The following is a 16,789-nucleotide window of genomic DNA, read 5'->3' on the forward strand; positions in this document are numbered from 1 at the left end:
GCGCAGATGATCGAGAACCGTCCCATATCAACTGCGATAAGCCACCTGATACTCGTCATCGGGATCATCATCGTAGCGCTGCCGATCTACTATACCTTCGTCGCCTCAAGCCACAGTTCGATCGAAATCGTGCGGCCGCCCATGTCGCTGGTGGTCGGAGATCACCTTGTCGAGAACTATCGGGAGGCGATCGGCGGCGGCGTCGAGCGTGTCGTCGGCGTCAGCCTCGAGCGGCTGTTGTTTAATTCGACGGTCGTGGCGATCGCGATCGCTGTCGGCAAGATCGTCATCTCCTTCCTGTCAGCCTTTGCGATCGTCTTCTTCCGCTTTCCGCTGAAAATGCTGTTCTTCTGGATGATCTTCATCACCCTGATGCTGCCGGTCGAGGTGCGCATCCTGCCGACCTACAAGGTGATCGTCGATCTCGGCTTGATCGACACCTATGCGGGGCTGACGCTGCCGCTGATGGCGTCGGCAACGGCGACGTTCCTCTTTCGCCAGTTCTTCCTGACGATACCAGGGGAGCTGGTGGAGGCCGCGCGCATCGACAATGCCGGTCCGTTTCGCTTCATGAAGGATATCCTGCTGCCGCTCTCGGCAACGAACATCGCGGCGCTCTTCGTTATCCTCTTCATCTATGGATGGACCCAGTATCTCTGGCCGCTGCTCGTCACCAATGACGCGAAGATGAACACGATCATCATCGGGCTCCGGCGGATGATCGATTTTACCGACGCCTCGACGCCTTGGAACTATGTGATGGTGACGGCGATCCTTGCAATCATCCCGCCGATCGTCGTGGTCGTGCTGATGCAGCGCTGGTTTGTCAAAGGTCTTGTGGAGACAGAAAAGTAATGGCTGAAATTACCCTGAATGACGTCCGCAAGACCTATGGCACGGTGGAAGCGATCAAGGGCGTTTCGCTCGAGATCAAGGACGGAGAGTTTGTCGTTCTTGTCGGGCCGTCCGGCTGCGGCAAGTCCACGCTGTTGCGCATGATCGCCGGGCTCGAGAACATCAGCGGCGGAGATATCCTGATTGGCGGGCGTCGGGTCAACGACGTCGAGCCGGCAGAGCGCGACATCGCGATGGTCTTCCAGAACTACGCGCTCTATCCGCACATGACGGTGCGCCAGAATCTTGCCTATGGGCTCAAGAACCGGAAGACACCGCCGGCCGAGATCGACCAGCGCATTGCCACGGCCGCAAGGACGCTTGAAATCGAGCCCTATCTCGACCGCAAACCACGGCAGCTTTCGGGCGGCCAGCGCCAGCGCGTTGCCATGGGGCGGGCAATCGTTCGCCAACCCGCCGCGTTTCTGTTCGACGAACCGCTCTCGAACCTCGATGCCAAGCTGCGCGGGCAGATGCGCATCGAAATCAAGCGGTTGCAGCGCTCGCTCGCAACGACGAGCGTCTATGTCACGCATGATCAGATGGAAGCGATGACGCTTGCCGACCGGCTTGTCGTCGTCAGCGCCGGCCGCATAGAGCAGGTCGGCACGCCACTGGAGCTTTACGAGAAGCCCGCGACCACCTTCGTCGCCACCTTTATCGGCTCGCCCTCGATGAACCTGCTGCAAGGCAAGGACATGTCGGCGGGATGGTCGCTCGCATCGGATGTGGCACGCCCGAATGGCGATTACACGCTTGGCGTCCGTCCGGAAGATATTTCGCCGATGCCAGGCGATGCTCCGGCGCGAGCCTTCGAAGCAACGGTCCACATCGATGGCATCGAGTTGGTCGGCGCCGAAAGCCTCATACACGGTCGCCTCCAAAACGGCGACGAGCTGGTTTTTCGCGTTTCCGGGCGCGCGCGCAACGAGATCGGTGACGAGCTGAAGGTCGGGGCAAACACCGAAGCGCTCCACATGTTTGATGGCAATGGGAACCGGCATGGATGATGGCCGAAAGGTCAGGGAAGGCCGGCAGCACCCTCTTGTGCAGCCGTAAGTACTGACGAGAACTATCCGGCCCTGAGTAGGGAAGGCTGATTTGCGGCTACCTCGTCGGTAAGGAGTCTTCCAAAATACGATCAACGTGATCAGCGCCAGTCCTTCGGAGTTCGAGCGCGGCAGGTTTAGTTTGCCGCGCTGGGATCAAGAAACCGAAGATGTCATTCACTGGCCTCGGGGCCCCTTGCAAAGCGCGGCAAGACGAGCGTGTGCCAACCAGTCGGCATGTTGTCGCAGGCGAAGCGATGCGGGTTTTCAAGGTCGAAGCCCCGGTGTTCCAGCCAAAGAGTGAAGCCGTGACCGTCCGGCTGGATTGTCCAGTGCTATGTAGATCAGCGTCGTGCCGGGATCGACCTCGATGACACGGCACGGAACCGCTAACGGGCCCGAATGGATGCTCGCAATTAAGTTCCAAAGAGTGCAGTTTCGGCTGCTGTAGCTGAGTGAGTGAGTGGCTGAATGTCGGCAGGGCAGGGGCTGAACGCGTCACGCCCTCTATCTCGGTGTTGCGGTACCGATTTTGGGACGTTTGTTGCTCTTATTGTGGAGACCTTCGCAACAACGAACGGCACTGTAGCGCCGCCTGCTGAGGCCGTTGTTGCTATTTATTGCGTTTTGAAGTTCAGGGCACTGTTCCGTTGCAGGCTCCTCGGTGCCATGGAGATGACCTCGTTGAGGAGGTTCGGATCCCCGACCAAGACCACGGTCTCGACGGCCCGAGTGACGGCGGTGTGAGGCAAGGTCCTGTCCAAGAGCCTGGATCGGACCAGGGGCATGATGATCGGGCGGCGGCCGATCGCGGTTCGCGCCCGAGGCGGTTTCCTCGAAGATGCGGGACAGCTCGACCCTGCGTAGCGCGTCGAGCTGTCCCGCGACGGTTTGTTCGCGGGTGGAAACGCGCATAGCCGATCAGCGCCAACACTTCCTCATCACGCTGCGGCGCTCACATCGTACTCGAAATGAATGCGATCATAGGGAAACTCGATTCCATTCTCTGTCCGGTCGATGACACCAGCATTGACGAGCGTCGTCACGTCACGATGAACGGCCTGCACATCGCGGTTGACCCGACGCGCGACCTCGCGGATCGACAACGCCCCATGTCCCGCGAGCGCCTTGACGATAGCGAGGCGGGAAGGCGCGAGCACTCGGTGCATGTCATCGTAGGAGGTGAAGTTGACCGAAGGTACGGCCTCTGCTGTCTCCCCTGCAAGCGCCCGCCTTCCGGCCTCGACAAAGCGAGCCTTGGCATCCGCTATGGTACTCAAGCGCACAGTCAAAGTTGTCATCTGAGCATCCTTTCCATGTCAGCTTGGAAGGCATCGTAAAGTGCTTCAAGGGACGTAAATTCGATGGCTTCTTCGCGGTTACCTAAGTGCCGGTGATCGCCTTTCCCGCGCTCATTGTCGTAGCGGAGAACGCACTCACCGTTCACAACGAAGGCCAGCCGATACTTGAACGGGTGCGTGCTGCCCGGAACCGGGTTGGGTAGGTGCCATAACACGACCTCAAAATACGTCTTGTCATTGATCACCGTTCGCGATTTCTCGATCAGTCTGGCCTTCATGTTGTTATTGATAACAACACTCTGGCGTTGTTGTCAATAACAACGCTCTCAATGTGGATGGGCAGCGCATTCGACGATCTCTGGAGATGACTGCGGCGTGTCGACGGTCTCAAGGACGTTTTCATCGCCGAGGTTCCCGGACGAGCCGGCGCTGATCAAACCAGCCGTCGCTGGCGGCAACGATGTCGAACTGAGATTGAGTGGCATGTTGCGTTGCAGGTGAAAGGACGCGCCACACTTCGATGTAGCGCGAGAACGCAACAGCCAAATGGCCGTTCACGCCAGTTTCGGACGATCGCCTAAAAGGTCATTTGGCACGAAAAAGCAACACTTTCCAAATAACCGTCCAGTTCCATAATGTATGTTATGCGACTTAAATCTGTAGCCGCAAAGTTAAAGTGTCCTGATCCTGCAAAGTTGGAATGTCACTCTCCCCGGGTTTTGATGAGCTGGGAGATTGCGGATGGGATTGATTGCAATGAGCGAGCGCGATCTGCAGCGGATTGAGGTTTTGTCGAAGGTGATCGCCGGACGCATGACGTTGGTGTCGGCGGCACATGTGCTTGAGCTGAGCACCCGCCAGGTTCGCCGGTTGCTGGAGCGGATCGATTCACTCTCCCCGGGTTTTGATGAGCTGGGAGATTGCGGATGGGATTGATTGCGATGAGCGAGCGCGATCTGCAGCGGATTGAGGTTTTGTCGAAGGTGATCGCCGGACGCATGACGTTGGTGTCGGCGGCACATGTGCTTGAGCTGAGCACCCGCCAGGTTCGCCGGTTGCTGGAGCGGATCAACACTGGCGGTGCGGCGTCGATCCGGCACCACGCTATGACCGTGCGCACCGCATGTTCGGCATCTTCCTAAGACATGTAGTTTTCGAGCTCCCCTGAAAATCGGGTAAAGGGCGCGTGGTGACTCGGTCGGTCGTCGAGCGCGCGCCGGATGAGCGTTGAAAGTGGGACGTAAGCTAAAAGATGCTCCGCAAACAGGCGCTTACGATTGTCGACTTCAGCAGCGCAACGGAGGCCGACGTCTCTCAAAAGATGACCCGAAGCCTCTGATAAGGCAAGGCAATTGCAAAGCGGCATTGACTGCGGATTGACAGTCGACGGAAATGGGCGGATAGCCGGGATGCCATTTTAAGGCTTCAAAGCACCCTGCAACCGGTTCTAGGGCTTTGGCAGCGATGCCGTTGACGGTTAGATGGGCCAAACCGATTATGAAGCCGACCCCGGGCTCTCGGCCGCCCGGCAAAGCCACAAGAATTCTTCCACACGGACAATCAGAGGAAATCATGGAAACGGTAGAAATCAGCGATCGTAACGACTTTGCCCTTTGGGCCATTCAGCGCGCTCAGGAAATCGTGACGGGAGAAGGCGCAGCCTTCGCAATCGCAGCCCAGGGCGCAGACGAGGAAACCCTGTCGCAAACCGCGGCCGCCCTCGGCCAGGCGATCAGCGATGCCATGCTCGAGGTTTTCGACGGTCTCGTCGCTTCATAAATTCTATCTGCGCCGATTGGCTCTTGCTACCGTCTCGCAGCCCGGACCAGCCAGCAGCGTGGTATGGCCTCCCCATAGGATCGCGCGCCATGCTCACGAAACTAGTCGTGACCGGTGGTACTACAGTCTCAGCCCCAAGAGCTTCGACGAATTACTGAAGGAAGCCAGCGCAAGCCGGCTCCCTCCAGCAGAAGCATTAGATGACGCCGAGCGCGTCCATCGCTTCGGCGACCCTCACAAAGCCGGCGATGTTGGCTCCGAGCACATAGTCGCCGGGGTTCCCGTATTCCTCGGCGGTCTCGGCGCAACGGTCGTGGATCGACCGCATGATAATGGCAAGCCGTGTTTCGGTTTGCTCGAACGTCCAGCTGTCGCGAGAGGCATTCTGCTGCATCTCCAGAGCCGATGTCGCAACACCGCCCGCATTGGCGGCCTTGCCAGGGGCAAACATGACCCCTGCATCCTGAAAAATGCGAACCGCTTCCGGGGTCGACGGCATGTTTGCCCCCTCGCCTACTGCGATGACGCCATTCTTCACCAGAGTGCGGGCATCCTTGCCCGTGAGCTCGTTCTGGGTCGCCGAGGGCATCGCGACATCGCAAGGAACGTCCCAGACGGAGCCGCCCTCGACATAGTGTGCCCTGGAACCTTTCAGCCTGGCGTACTCGGATATCCGCTCACGGCGAACCTCCTTGATCTGCTTGACCAATTCAAGATCGATACCGTCCTCATCGACGACATAACCGTTGGAATCGGAGCATGCGACGATCTTGCCACCGAACTCCGCGACCTTTTCCATGGTGTAGATAGCGACGTTTCCGGATCCCGATACGGTCACGCGCCTGCCTTCGAAATCGAGGCCCTTGGTGCTGAGCATCCGCTGGACGAAGTAGGTCGCACCGAAGCCCGTTGCCTCCTTGCGTGCGCGCGAGCCGCCGTAAATCAGCGCCTTGCCCGTCAGCACCCCGGCCTCATACCGGTTGGTGAGCCGCTTGTACTGGCCGAACATATAGCCGATCTCCCGGCCTCCGACGCCGATATCGCCGGCAGGAACGTCCGTGTATTCGCCCAGGTGTCGGTGGAGCTCGGTCATGAACGACTGGCAAAATCGCATGATTTCCCCATCCGTTCGCCCTCTCGGGTTGAAGTCGGAGCCGCCCTTGCCGCCGCCGATCGGCATGCCTGTCAGGGCGTTCTTGAAGGTTTGCTCGAAGCCGAGGAACTTGATGATCCCGACGTTGACGGAAGGATGAAAGCGTATCCCGCCCTTATAGGGCCCAAGTGCGGAGTTGAATTGCACGCGGAAGCCGCGGTTGATCTGTACCTGCCCGGCGTCGTCGACCCAAGGCACCCTGAAGATGATCTGCCGCTCGGGTTCGCAGATCCGTTCTATAAGGGCCTGTTCCGCATAGCGCGGATGCTTGGCAATGACACGCCCCAGACTTTCAAGCACTTCCCGTACGGCCTGGTGAAATTCCAGCTCGCCGGCGTTGCGCCTCAGCACTTCCGTTAGAATTGGTTCCAGCTTCTCATCGACATTCAAGATGGTTCTCCTCATGCGCGCAGGTTCTTAGGCGCAGACCCCTCGCGCATTAACGGAAGCTGGGCGGCAAGTGAAGATTTATTTCCCGCGGCCATGCAATTCTTGATTGCTTACTTGGGCGCCGTTTTCCTTGGGAAAACAGGTTACCGCGCACCTAGAATGCCGATGGCGAGCTGAAAGGCTGCAGCCCGTGGAAGCGAGGCAGCCGCCCGATAGAATGGATTGCTCGCCCCGACAGCAAACTAGCGCGCGCATCGTCACCGTTGCGGTTGCATAGGAAGGAGAGCTAACTCGCCCTTCCCGCGATCCTGACGGGCCGCGTGCGCTTGCGCGTCCAACTCGACACGTGCTGAGCCAAAACGCGGATTGGAACCGACCTCCTGATCTTGGCAGCAGGAGTTCCTATATTACAGTCCATCTCCCGCGCTGGCCCGCAGCCAGTGGGAGACAAAGCGAAGACGCGCTCACGAACCAGGTGGAGGATATCTGAATGACCGAGAGAGCTGTTCTGGCCGGCGGTTGCTTCTGGGGAATGCAGGATCTGATCCGCAGGCTCCCCGGCGTCACCGGCACCCGTGTGGGCTATACCGGCGGCGACGTGCCCAATGCGACCTATCGCAACCACGGTACCCATGCCGAGGGCATCGAGATATTCTACGATCCGGCGAAGACCTCCTATCGGCGGATTCTGGAGCTGTTTTTCCAGATCCACGACCCCACCACGAAAAACCGTCAGGGCAACGACATCGGCACCTCCTATCGTTCGGCGATCTACTACGTCGATGACGAACAGAAGCGCATTGCCGAGGACACCATTGCCGATGTGGAAGCCTCTGGCCTGTGGCCGGGCAAGGTAGTGACGGAACTGGAACCCGTTGGCGACTTCTGGCAGGCGGAGCCGGAGCACCAGGATTACCTGGAGCGCTATCCGAACGGCTATACCTGCCACTTCCCGCGTCCGAACTGGGTGCTGCCGCGACGGTCCGCCGCGGAGTAACAAACGCCCCGGCGAGCGTCTGGCGAACCGTGTCCGCATGCAGCCGCCAGGTTCGGCGGACATGGACGCCGGCCGCATCATTCGAATTCAGGACAGTCGTTGCGACCTTGGGATGATTGTTCTCCTTCCTGGAGCATCACATGAACTTCAACAGTCAAAGACTTGAATTTACCGGGCATTCCGGCGCTACCCTTGGCGCCAGACTCGACCTTCCAAACGGCCCGGTGCGGGCCTATGCGGTTTTCGCCCACTGCTTCACCTGCTCCAAGGATCTGGCGGCGGCGCGTCAGATCTCGGCCGAACTCGCGCGCGAAGGGATCGCGGTCCTGCGCTTCGATTTCACCGGCCTCGGATCAAGCGAGGGCGAGTTCGCCTCGACCAACTTTTCGTCCAACATCGCGGATCTTCGTTCGGCCGCCGACTATCTACGGCTACACTTCGAGGCGCCGTCGCTCCTGATTGGCCATTCGCTTGGCGGTGCAGCCGTCTTTGCGGTTGCCAACGAAATTCCGGAAGTTCGCGCCGTGGCCACGATCGGCGCACCCGCGGACGTCGGCCATGTGCTCAAGAACTTCGGAGCGAGCCTCAAGGAAATAGAGGAAAGTGATGCCGCCGAAGTCGATCTTGCCGGTCGCAAATTCCTGATCAAGAAACAGTTCGTCGACGACGCTTGCGCCCAGCGCCTTCATGAGGCTGTGGCCACGCTCAGGAAACCCGTTCTCATTCTCCACGCGCCGCTGGATCAAACGGTCGGCATCGAAAACGCCAGCGACCTCTTCCAGGCGGCCAAACATCCGAAGAGCTTCGTTTCGCTGGACAAGGCCGACCATCTGCTCACCGATCCTGCCGATGCCGCCTACGCCGCCCGGGTGATTGCGGAGTGGCTGAGCCGCTATCTCGTGGCCGACACTCCGCAGGGCACGGAGCCGGTGGAACAGGTCCAGGTGACGGAAACGGGCGAAGGCAAATTTCAGAATTCGGTTCAAGCCGGCAGGCATCGCCTCTTTGCCGACGAGCCGCAAAGCGTCGGCGGGTTCGATTCCGGGCCATCGCCCTATGACTACCTGTCGATCGGGCTTGCTGCCTGTACCTCCATGACGCTGCGCCTCTACGCCGACCACAAGAAGCTGCCGCTCGGGCGCATCAAGGTGGAGGTCTCGCATTCCAAGATCCATGCGCGGGATTGCGAAGACTGCGCTGCAACGGAGCGCGCCGACAGCGGGAAGATCGACCGGTTCGAGCGGGTCATAGCGATCGAGGGCGAGGTCGCAGACGAGCTTCGCTCCAAGATCGCCGAGATTGCCGACAAGTGCCCGGTCCATCGCACTCTGGAAGGGATCGCCAAGATAACGACGGCCGTGAAATAGTCCGCGGCCCTGCCCTGAATTTTCCTTTGTAGTATTCCGCTAGTACCCGTTGCCTCAGCCGGATTGCTAAACTCCGCCCATTGGTTTTTGGGAGGAAACAAATGGCAAACTCGAAAATTCTGATGATCACCGGTGATTTCACCGAAGACTATGAAACGATGGTTCCGTTTCAGACCTTGCTCGCCTGCGGCCACACGGTGCATGCCGTCTGCCCCGGCAAGAATGCCGGCGAGACGGTTGCGACCGCGATCCATGATTTCGAAGGCGACCAGACCTATTCCGAAAAGCGCGGCCATAATTTTGCGCTCAACGCCACCTTCTCCGCCATCCGCGCTGAAGATTACGACGCGCTGGTCATACCCGGCGGTCGCGCGCCCGAATATCTGCGTCTCAACCCGGATGTCATCAAGGCTGTCCAGCATTTCTTCGCGGCGGGAAAACCGGTGGCGGCCATCTGCCACGGCGCACAATTGCTGGCGGCGGCCGGCGTGTTGAAGGGCCGCACCTGTTCGGCCTACCCGGCGTGCCGTCCGGAGGTCGAACTTGCTGGCGGCATTTATGCGGATATTGCGATCAGCGACGCGGTCGCCGACGGCAACCTCGTTACCGCGCCGGCGTGGCCCGCCCATCCGTCGTGGCTGCGCCAGTTCATGGCTGTGCTCGACGCCTCGGCCCTGTTACAAACAGACGCCGCCTGAGAAGGCGGCCACGGGAGGGGCGAGATGTGCGAGTTGTTCATAAAGGCGGATGCGCGGCTCTGGGAGAGCACCACCCGGTCGCTGCGCATCGATGGCATGGTGACGAGCGTCCGGCTGGAGAACTTCTTCTGGTCGAAGCTTGAGGAGATCGCGCGGCGCGATCGTATGAACGTCACGCAGCTGATCACCAAGCTGCACCACGAGTCCATCGATGCCGGGCATGATCTCGGGAACTTCACATCATTCCTGAGGGTCTGCTGCGCGCGCTATCTCGACCTGCAGCTGTCAGGCGACATTCCGACGGATGTCAACCAACCGATCGCCGGTCTGAACGCTCCGGCGATCCTCACGCGCAAGCAGGAAAAATATCATTGAGCTGCGGCAGGCTGCCCCCTTCGCGGGGGCAGTCCCGGCTCGACGCGCCCCTCGCCTGCTGCCGCGGATCCAGGATCATCAAACCGAATTCGTTTGGTTCAAGCCCCGGCGACAAGACTATGCTATTCAGGGGGCCAGCGATTCTGAGTTTGTAGTGCAATGAGCCCCAAGACCCGCGGTTATCTGTTTGCCTTCCTTGCCATTTGCATCTTTGCTGGCCAGGACGCCATCACCAAGTATCTTGGCGACCGCTACCCCGCTTTGTTCATCACGATGATCCGATTCTGGGCGTTTGCGCTCTTCGTGTTCGCTTTCGCCGCCTCGTCATCGGGTGGACTTCGCAAGACCGCTCACACGCGCCATCCCTGGCTGCAGGTCGTGCGAGGCCTGCTGCTCGTCGCCGAAATCGTCGTCATCGTCATTTCCTACGTTCACGCCGGGCTCGCCATGAGCCAGTCGATCTTTCAGGCGACACCACTGATCATCACCATCCTCTCGATCCCTCTTCTCGGGGAGACCGTGGGATGGCGGCGCGGTGCGGCCATTCTGATCGGTCTGATCGGCGTTCTGGTGATCATCAATCCCGTCAACGTGCACTTCGACATGTCGCTGCTTCTGCCGCTCGCAGCCTCTGTGCTTTTCGCGCTTTACAGCATTGCCACCCGCGCCGTCAGTCGCGAGGATTCGGCCGTCACGAGCCTCTTTTATGCCGGTGTTGTCGGCGCCGTGGCGATCTCGCTGGTTGGCCCGTTCTACTGGACAGAGGTGGTGCCGTCCGATTGGTTTGCCCTTGCCGCGCTTTGCGTCTGTGGCACCCTCAGTCACTTTTTCCTCATCAAAGCCTACGGACTGCTGCCGGCAGCCGAAGTCCAGCCGGTTACCTATTTCCAGCTGGTCCTCAACGTGATCTTCGCCGTCATGCTCTTCGGCGAGACGATCACTCACAACATGATCGTCGGCGCGCTCATCGTCGTCGGCGCCGGTCTCTTCACGATCTGGCGCGAGCATCAGCTGGCGAGACGGTCGTCGGTATCGCGCGCCTAGTCCTGCTCGCTGACGGGCCGCTCAGGCGCCGCCAGCGTCTTTCGAAGGCCGAGATCAAGCCGCTTGTCCTGCCGGACGATCATGCAGAGCCGCCGGCTCAGTTTTTGGCGAAAGGGCCTGACCACAAGCTCGCTCGATGCTGCCGCTTCGCCTGTTCATCGCCCACATGCATGGCGCCTTCAGGCTTGATGATCCAGGTGCGTTGCCCGCTGAGACCCCGCAGCATCCTTCATCGCACGCTCCGCAATCGTTGAAAGCCTGAGTTCGGCAAACTCCTGCAGCAGGGTCCGCTCCGCTTTTTCGAAGGCGTCCACCAGCGCCGCATTCGCTGCGCGCTCCACCGGGCAGGTCGGATGGTCCTCGGACACGCCTGCCGCCAGAACCTGCCCATCGTCCAGCGCCCGCTGCACATCGAGCACCGTCAACTCCCCAAGCGGCCGCAGAAGCGCCCAGCCCCCTCCCCGGCCGCCTTCGGAACCGACGACACCCTTGCGCTTCAACGCCCCCATCGTCCGGCGAACGACCACCGGGTTGGTGTTCAGCATCTTGGCGATGGTCTCTGACGTCTCCCGTCTCCCGAGCAGTGCCATGTGTATGAGCACATGGATCATCCGCGCCAACCGGCTGTCTTGCTTCATTCGACACCCCATAGCGTAACACTATAAGTTACGCACTCTTGACGCCACCTGTTTCCGTAACTTATACAAGTACGGTATCAGGGTGTCGAGAAGGAACCAAGATGCAGGCCCAGACAATCCAGACCCGAACCATCCGCATGGGCTTTATCGAACGGGGAAACGGCCCGGCCGTTCTGCTCTGCCATGGCTTCCCGGAGACCTCCCATGCCTGGCGGCACCAGGTAGCGGCACTTGCGGAGGCGGGCTTTCGCGCGATCGCGCCTGACATGCGCGGCTACGGCCTCTCGGAATGTCCTCCATCGGTCGACGAATACAGCGTGTTTCACATCGTCGGCGACATGATTGCTCTGCTGGATGCCCTCGACCTATCAACGGCCATCCTCGTCGGTAACGACTGGGGCGCGACCGTTGCCTGGCAGGCGGCACATATGCGGCCCGACCGTTTCTGCGGCGTCGTCGCCATGAGCGTGCCGATGATGGGCCAGCCGCCCGTTCCGCCGACCCGGATCTTCCCGCGGACCGACGAGGCAGAATTGTACACGCTCTATTTCCAGGAGCCTGATGTCGCCGAGGCGGAGCTAGAGCGTGACATCGGCCAGACGCTGCGAAAGATCCTCTTTGCGGCTTCCGGCGACGCGGGCGCGCGACAGGCCGGAGACCAGACACCCAATCCGTTCGGCATGGTATCGCGCCGGCATGGACTGCTTGCGCCGCTGCCCGACAGCATGCCCGACTGGCTCACTGCTGCAGACCTCGACACCTACATCAGCGCCTTTGCCACGACCGGTTTTCGCGGAGGGTTGAACTACTATCGAAACCTCGATCGCAATTGGCAGCTGCAGGCCGCTTTCGCTGGCGTAAAGGTCGAAATTCCTGCCCTGTTCATGGTCGGCGAGCGCGACACGGGCCTCACCATCCCCGGGATGCGCGAAATTGTCGATGCAATGCCGCCCCTCGTCCCGCAGCTCAAGGAAAGCATCATCGTGCACGGCAGCGGCCATTGGCTGCCGCAGGAGCGCCCCGATGTCGTGAACGAGGTTCTCATCCGGTTTGCCCGGAATGTTTGAAAGCCACGTGATCGACGAGCGAAGGACACCCCCTGTCCCCCGAGACCAAAAAATGCATGATCGCACACGCAAAACGTGTTGATCCAAGGGGTGCATCTCGATGAAACGGGTGCGGCCCGGGCCCTCATGAGACTTAAATCCAAACTTAAAGTATTCTCAGGATTCCTCATGAAAACCTTTCGATATCTCTTTTTGCCCGTAATCGTTGTCGCCTTGTCGGCTTGCACCACAACCTCCGACGATTCCCGGCAGCAGGCGCTATCGATCACGGCGCGCAGCGGGGTGAAGACGCTCGTCGCCAAGAACTGGCATATCGACGATAACTGCAGCCAGATCGACTATCCGGCGATGACGATTGCGGAGAAGCCCAAGCATGGCCACCTGGAGATTGTCCACGAGACGGTCTATCCGAAACTGGTGGGCAAGCAGTCAAAATGCGCGACAACCAAGGTGAATGGCGTCGTCGCCTACTATACGCCGAACCCCGGCTAAACCGGCCGCGACCGGCTTGTCATTCGCTCCCCCTATGAAGACGGAAAGATCGAAGAAGGCGTATTGAGCGTGACTGTCGTCAAATAGACAGCCGCTTGGTCGGGCGGCGGAAGCACCCTGGAAAACGAAGTGCCATCGAACCGGTTCCGCGCTATAATCGGGTGCGGGGTGGAAAGAAGGTGAAGCCAAATGAAGAGGCTAGCAATCTTTGCCTTGTCACTGGCGGCGGTGGCTACGAGTGTTCCGCCGGCCATGGCATTTCCTCCAGCCGTTACGGCGGAGATCGAGGCATCTCAAGTCCAACCGGTTCAGTACAGGCACCACGGCGGCGGCTATCACGGCGGCTACAACCACGGGCATCACCACGGCGGTGGCGATGACTGGGCATGGGCGCTCGGCGGATTGGCAACCGGCGCGATCATCGGCGGGCTGCTCGCGCAGCCTCGCTACTATGGCCCGGGCTATTATGACGAAGGCTATTACGGCCCGACCTATTCCGCCCCGCGCTACTATGCGCCGCGCTACTATCGCCAAACCTATTACGGAGGCAGCGCCCACACCCGCTGGTGCTACGCTCGTTACCGGTCCTACAGGGCCTATGACGACACGTTCCAGCCGTATTACGGTCCGCGGCAGGCGTGTGTCTCCCCCTACTACTGAAGCGTTAAAGCTCAGCTGACACGGGCTTCATAACTTCGTGCAGATCCCTCGGTCCGGCACTTGCCGGATCGACGCGGCAGGCCACCTCTAATTGTCTGCAACTTTTATTCTTTTTGTCGAAGCCGATGAAAGGAAAGTTTTGCAACCCTAATGTACGCAATGGTAGAGTGCAGTGTTTGCGCTACCCGCGCAGCCTGATTTGTAGCGTTTAGAGCACTTTAAGAGGCCCCCGGGGACCGTCAGCATGCTGAACCTGCCTCGCCTGCCGCTTCTGGACAACCTTAAGGGGTATCAGGGAAGTTGGTTGCGCAGCGACATTTCCGCAGGCGTCGCCATTGCCGCGGTCGGATTGCCGAGCGCCATCGCCTATCCCGCCATCGCCGGGCTGCCGCCCGAGACGGGCCTTTATGCGAGCATCACGCCGCTTGTCGCCTACGCCCTTTTCGGTCCGTCGCGGCAACTGATCGTCGGACCGGATGCGGCGACGATGACGGTGCTGGCGGCCGTGCTGACGACGGTCTTCGCCTCCTCTGCCGGTAGCGCTGACCGCGTAACGGCGGCGGCCCTGCTGGCCCTCATCGTCGGCATGCTCTGCCTGATTGCACGCCTCGTCCGTCTCGGCGTGCTCGCGACCTTTCTGTCGCGCCCGATCCTCACAGGCTTCTTTGCTGGAATTTCCCTCTCGATTCTGGTTGGACAGATCAAGCGCGTCACCGGCGTCCAGATCGAGTCGGACGGGCTGATCAGCCCTATTCTCGAACTTCTGAGGCAGGCCGGCTCCATCCACTGGCCCACTCTGGTGTTTGCCTTGGCGTGTTTTGCGCTGCTGCAGGTCGCCCGCTTCTATCGCTCACCCGTTCCAGGTCCTGTTATCGTCGTCTTCGTCGCGGTGTTGTTGTCATATCTCTTCGACTTCGAAGGGCGCGGCATGACGGTCGTCGGCAACATTCCCGACGGCTTGCCGACCTTCGTCCTGCCTCGTCTCGAGGGTCTGCCGATCGATGGATTGCTGACCGGCGGCGCGGCAATCTTCCTCGTCAGTTTCGGTTCCGGCGTCATCGCCGCGCGCAGCTTTGCGGCGCTCGGCGGCTACCGCGTCGATCCGAACCGTGAACTGAGCGGCTTCGGCGCCGCCAACATTGCGGCAGGACTGTTCGGGACGTTTCCGGTGACCGCCTCGGATTCACGCACGGCCGTGAACTTTGCCGTGGGTGGGCGTTCGCAGATCGCGAGCCTCGTTGCGGCAGGGACCCTGATGGTGGTGCTGCTCTTTCTTGGTGACGTCCTTCGCATTCTGCCGGTCGCCGCGCTCGGGGCGATCCTTGCGGCAACGGCGCTCAGCCTGATCGACATCGACGGCCTCAGACGGATCTGGACCGTCAACCGCATCGAGTTCATTTTCGCGCTGATTGCCCTTTGGGGACCGATCGGCCTCGGCGTGCTGAACGGCGTGGTCATCGCCATCGCTGCAACACTGGTCTACCTCATCTTGCAGACCATGTATCCGCACGACGCCATGCTGGGCCGCATCCCCGGGCGCGACGGCTTCTACAAGCTGCATCGCGTGACCGAGGCACGCCCGGTTCCAGGCTTCGGTGCCTGCATGGTTCAAGATAGTCTGCTTTTCTATAACGCCGATTACGTCCGCGAGCGCCTCGAGGTGATCGCCGAGAGCCTGCCGAAACCTACCCGCTGGCTGGTGATCGATGCGAGCGCCATCCCGCAAATCGACAGCACCGCCGCGGACATGCTTGGAGAGTTGCAGAGCGACCTGAAGAACCGCGGCGTCACGCTCGGCCTGGCCGAATTGCATACCGATGCGCGCGCCCTGCTCGAGCGCTCCGGAGTCGTCGAGAAGATCGGCCCGGGCATGATCTTCGAGGGAATGGAAGATGCGCTCGACGCTTACGAGACCAAGTACGGGCGGAACGACGGTCAGCCGACCGGTTCTGTCGAGATCAAGCCAGATGACCATGTCCGAACGGGAGGGAAAAATGGGCAAGCATGACGGCAAGAAGAAAAAGGGCAAAGACAAGAGCGAAGGCGAAATAGCCGATGACGCGACGACTTCGGACGACTCGTCATCCGAGGGCTATGCCAAGGAGCTCGCCCGGCTGCAGCAGGAAACCGCCCATCTGCAGGCCTGGGTGAAGAAAACAGGCGCGCGCATCGTCATCGTCTTCGAAGGCCGCGATGCGGCCGGCAAGGGCGGTGTGATCAAGCGGCTGACCGAGCGTGTCAGCCCACGCGTCTTCCGCGTGACCGCGCTGCCGGCGCCGACCGACCGCGAGAAGTCGCAGATCTACATGCAGCGCTATATCCAGCACCTGCCCGCCGCCGGCGAGATCGTGATCTTCGATCGCTCCTGGTACAACCGCCCCGGCGTCGAGCGCGTTATGGGTTTCTGCTCGGATGACAGTGCCCGACGCTTTCTCGAGCTCGCGCCGCGTTTCGAAGCGGCCATGGTCGAAAGCGGCATCATCCTGCTCAAATACTTCCTCGACGTCAGCGAGAAGGAGCAGGAAAAGCGCTTCCGGCAGCGCATTGCCGATCCGCTGCGCCAGTGGAAGCTCAGTCCGATGGACGTCGAATCCTATCGCCGCTGGTGGGATTATACCCGCGCCTACAACGAGATGATCCGTATGACGGACACCGATTTCGCGCCCTGGTGGATCGTACCGTCGGATGACAAGAAGCGTGCCCGCATCAACTGCATCTCGCACATTCTCTCGTCGATCCCATACGAGCGCGTGAAATTCTCGGAGCCCGATCTCGGCAAGCGCCAGAAACGACCGGATGACTTTGCTGCGGACGACCACGTGCGTAGAAACGTGCCCGACGTTTTATAAGACTGAAAAGCCCGCACCAAAGGTGCGGGCTTTGAA

Annotated in this window: 18 protein-coding genes and 3 pseudogenes; 15 read left to right on the forward strand and 6 right to left on the reverse strand. The window is 60.4% G+C overall.

Annotation, left to right across the window (positions count from 1 at the left end):
* The first annotated feature begins 6 nt into the window (after positions 1-6).
* Together ugpE and ASD63_RS09260 are read left to right on the forward strand one after the other, a co-directional pair.
* A complete protein-coding gene (gene ugpE, locus ASD63_RS09255; RefSeq protein WP_034790368.1) occupies positions 7-855 on the forward strand; it encodes a sn-glycerol-3-phosphate ABC transporter permease UgpE in 849 nt (282 codons plus the stop codon).
* Complete coding sequence (locus ASD63_RS09260; protein WP_060529083.1) at positions 855-1,904, forward strand: sn-glycerol-3-phosphate import ATP-binding protein UgpC; 1,050 nt, start codon at positions 855-857, stop codon at positions 1,902-1,904. The genes ugpE and ASD63_RS09260 overlap by 1 nt, the downstream gene beginning before the upstream one ends.
* A gap of 843 nt (positions 1,905-2,747) precedes the next feature.
* Here ASD63_RS09260 and ASD63_RS36710 read toward each other — a convergent pair.
* From ASD63_RS36710 to ASD63_RS09270, 3 genes and pseudogenes are all read right to left on the reverse strand, one after another.
* Positions 2,748-2,874 (reverse strand): annotated as a pseudogene (locus ASD63_RS36710) (recombinase family protein); the annotation flags it as partial.
* 10 nt (positions 2,875-2,884) lie between these two features.
* Positions 2,885-3,244: a helix-turn-helix domain-containing protein gene (locus tag ASD63_RS09265; RefSeq protein ID WP_060529084.1), complete on the reverse strand. Its 360-nt coding sequence runs from the start codon at positions 3,242-3,244 to the stop codon at positions 2,885-2,887.
* Positions 3,241-3,522, reverse strand: coding sequence for a DUF6516 family protein (locus ASD63_RS09270; protein WP_060529085.1), 282 nt, complete (start codon positions 3,520-3,522; stop codon positions 3,241-3,243). Before ASD63_RS09270 ends, ASD63_RS09265 begins: the two co-directional genes overlap by 4 nt.
* Before the next feature lie 463 nt (positions 3,523-3,985).
* Here ASD63_RS09270 and ASD63_RS09275 point away from each other — a divergent pair.
* Positions 3,986-4,129 (forward strand): annotated as a pseudogene (locus ASD63_RS09275) (ISNCY family transposase); the annotation flags it as partial.
* A gap of 41 nt (positions 4,130-4,170) precedes the next feature.
* Positions 4,171-4,344 (forward strand): annotated as a pseudogene (locus tag ASD63_RS09280) (helix-turn-helix domain-containing protein); the annotation flags it as partial.
* A gap of 38 nt (positions 4,345-4,382) precedes the next feature.
* On the opposite strand, the gene ASD63_RS33995 reads toward ASD63_RS09280, so the two are convergent.
* Positions 4,383-4,610 (reverse strand): AAA-associated domain-containing protein, encoded by a 228-nt coding sequence (locus ASD63_RS33995; RefSeq protein WP_234798806.1) that lies wholly within the window; start codon positions 4,608-4,610, stop codon positions 4,383-4,385.
* 206 nt (positions 4,611-4,816) lie between these two features.
* On the opposite strand from ASD63_RS33995, the gene ASD63_RS09285 reads away from it, so the two are divergent.
* Positions 4,817-5,023 (forward strand): hypothetical protein, encoded by a 207-nt coding sequence (locus ASD63_RS09285; RefSeq protein ID WP_034802023.1) that lies wholly within the window; start codon positions 4,817-4,819, stop codon positions 5,021-5,023.
* Positions 5,024-5,219: 196 nt separating this feature from the next.
* Here ASD63_RS09285 and gdhA read toward each other — a convergent pair whose 3' ends face one another.
* Positions 5,220-6,566 carry an NADP-specific glutamate dehydrogenase gene (gene gdhA, locus ASD63_RS09290; protein WP_090429132.1) on the reverse strand — a complete coding sequence of 449 codons (1,347 nt, stop codon included), beginning with the start codon at positions 6,564-6,566 and terminating at the stop codon, positions 5,220-5,222.
* A gap of 490 nt (positions 6,567-7,056) precedes the next feature.
* On the opposite strand from gdhA, the gene msrA reads away from it, so the two are divergent.
* The 5 genes from msrA (at position 7,057) to ASD63_RS09315 (ending at position 11,047) form a co-directional block, all read left to right on the forward strand.
* Positions 7,057-7,563: a peptide-methionine (S)-S-oxide reductase MsrA gene (gene msrA, locus ASD63_RS09295; protein ID WP_060520547.1), complete on the forward strand. Its 507-nt coding sequence runs from the start codon at positions 7,057-7,059 to the stop codon at positions 7,561-7,563.
* A 140-nt stretch (positions 7,564-7,703) separates the two neighbouring features.
* Positions 7,704-8,930, forward strand: a complete 1,227-nt coding sequence (locus ASD63_RS09300; protein ID WP_034802017.1) for a bifunctional alpha/beta hydrolase/OsmC family protein — start codon at positions 7,704-7,706, stop codon at positions 8,928-8,930.
* Positions 8,931-9,031: 101 nt separating this feature from the next.
* Positions 9,032-9,628: a DJ-1/PfpI family protein gene (locus ASD63_RS09305; RefSeq protein ID WP_034802015.1), complete on the forward strand. Its 597-nt coding sequence runs from the start codon at positions 9,032-9,034 to the stop codon at positions 9,626-9,628.
* A gap of 24 nt (positions 9,629-9,652) precedes the next feature.
* The gene (locus ASD63_RS09310; protein ID WP_034802012.1) at positions 9,653-10,003 is read left to right on the forward strand and encodes a ribbon-helix-helix domain-containing protein; all 351 of its coding nucleotides are present in this window, start codon (positions 9,653-9,655) and stop codon (positions 10,001-10,003) included.
* A gap of 159 nt (positions 10,004-10,162) precedes the next feature.
* Positions 10,163-11,047 carry a DMT family transporter gene (locus ASD63_RS09315; RefSeq protein ID WP_034802010.1) on the forward strand — a complete coding sequence of 295 codons (885 nt, stop codon included), beginning with the start codon at positions 10,163-10,165 and terminating at the stop codon, positions 11,045-11,047.
* 179 nt (positions 11,048-11,226) lie between these two features.
* Here ASD63_RS09315 and ASD63_RS09320 read toward each other — a convergent pair whose 3' ends face one another.
* Positions 11,227-11,685, reverse strand: coding sequence for an Rrf2 family transcriptional regulator (locus ASD63_RS09320; RefSeq protein WP_060529101.1), 459 nt, complete (start codon positions 11,683-11,685; stop codon positions 11,227-11,229).
* A gap of 101 nt (positions 11,686-11,786) precedes the next feature.
* Between ASD63_RS09320 and ASD63_RS09325 the strand changes: the two genes are divergently transcribed.
* The 5 genes from ASD63_RS09325 (at position 11,787) to ppk2 (ending at position 16,753) form a co-directional block, all read left to right on the forward strand.
* The gene (locus ASD63_RS09325) at positions 11,787-12,752 is read left to right on the forward strand and encodes an alpha/beta hydrolase (protein WP_034802007.1); all 966 of its coding nucleotides are present in this window, start codon (positions 11,787-11,789) and stop codon (positions 12,750-12,752) included.
* Between the two features lie 168 nt (positions 12,753-12,920).
* Positions 12,921-13,244, forward strand: a complete 324-nt coding sequence (locus tag ASD63_RS09330) for a hypothetical protein (RefSeq protein WP_244497222.1) — start codon at positions 12,921-12,923, stop codon at positions 13,242-13,244.
* Between the two features lie 189 nt (positions 13,245-13,433).
* Complete coding sequence (locus ASD63_RS09335) at positions 13,434-13,904, forward strand: BA14K family protein (RefSeq protein WP_034802004.1); 471 nt, start codon at positions 13,434-13,436, stop codon at positions 13,902-13,904.
* A 244-nt stretch (positions 13,905-14,148) separates the two neighbouring features.
* A complete protein-coding gene (locus ASD63_RS09340) occupies positions 14,149-15,912 on the forward strand; it encodes a SulP family inorganic anion transporter (protein ID WP_051659606.1) in 1,764 nt (587 codons plus the stop codon).
* On the forward strand, positions 15,899-16,753 hold the full coding sequence (gene ppk2, locus ASD63_RS09345; protein WP_034802000.1) for a polyphosphate kinase 2: 855 nt from the start codon (positions 15,899-15,901) through the stop codon (positions 16,751-16,753). The genes ASD63_RS09340 and ppk2 overlap by 14 nt, the downstream gene beginning before the upstream one ends.
* Positions 16,754-16,789 lie beyond the last annotated feature (36 nt).

The organism is Ensifer sp. Root558, from assembly GCF_001427045.1.
In the GTDB taxonomy this organism is placed as follows: Bacteria; Pseudomonadota; Alphaproteobacteria; order Rhizobiales; family Rhizobiaceae; genus Ensifer; species Ensifer adhaerens.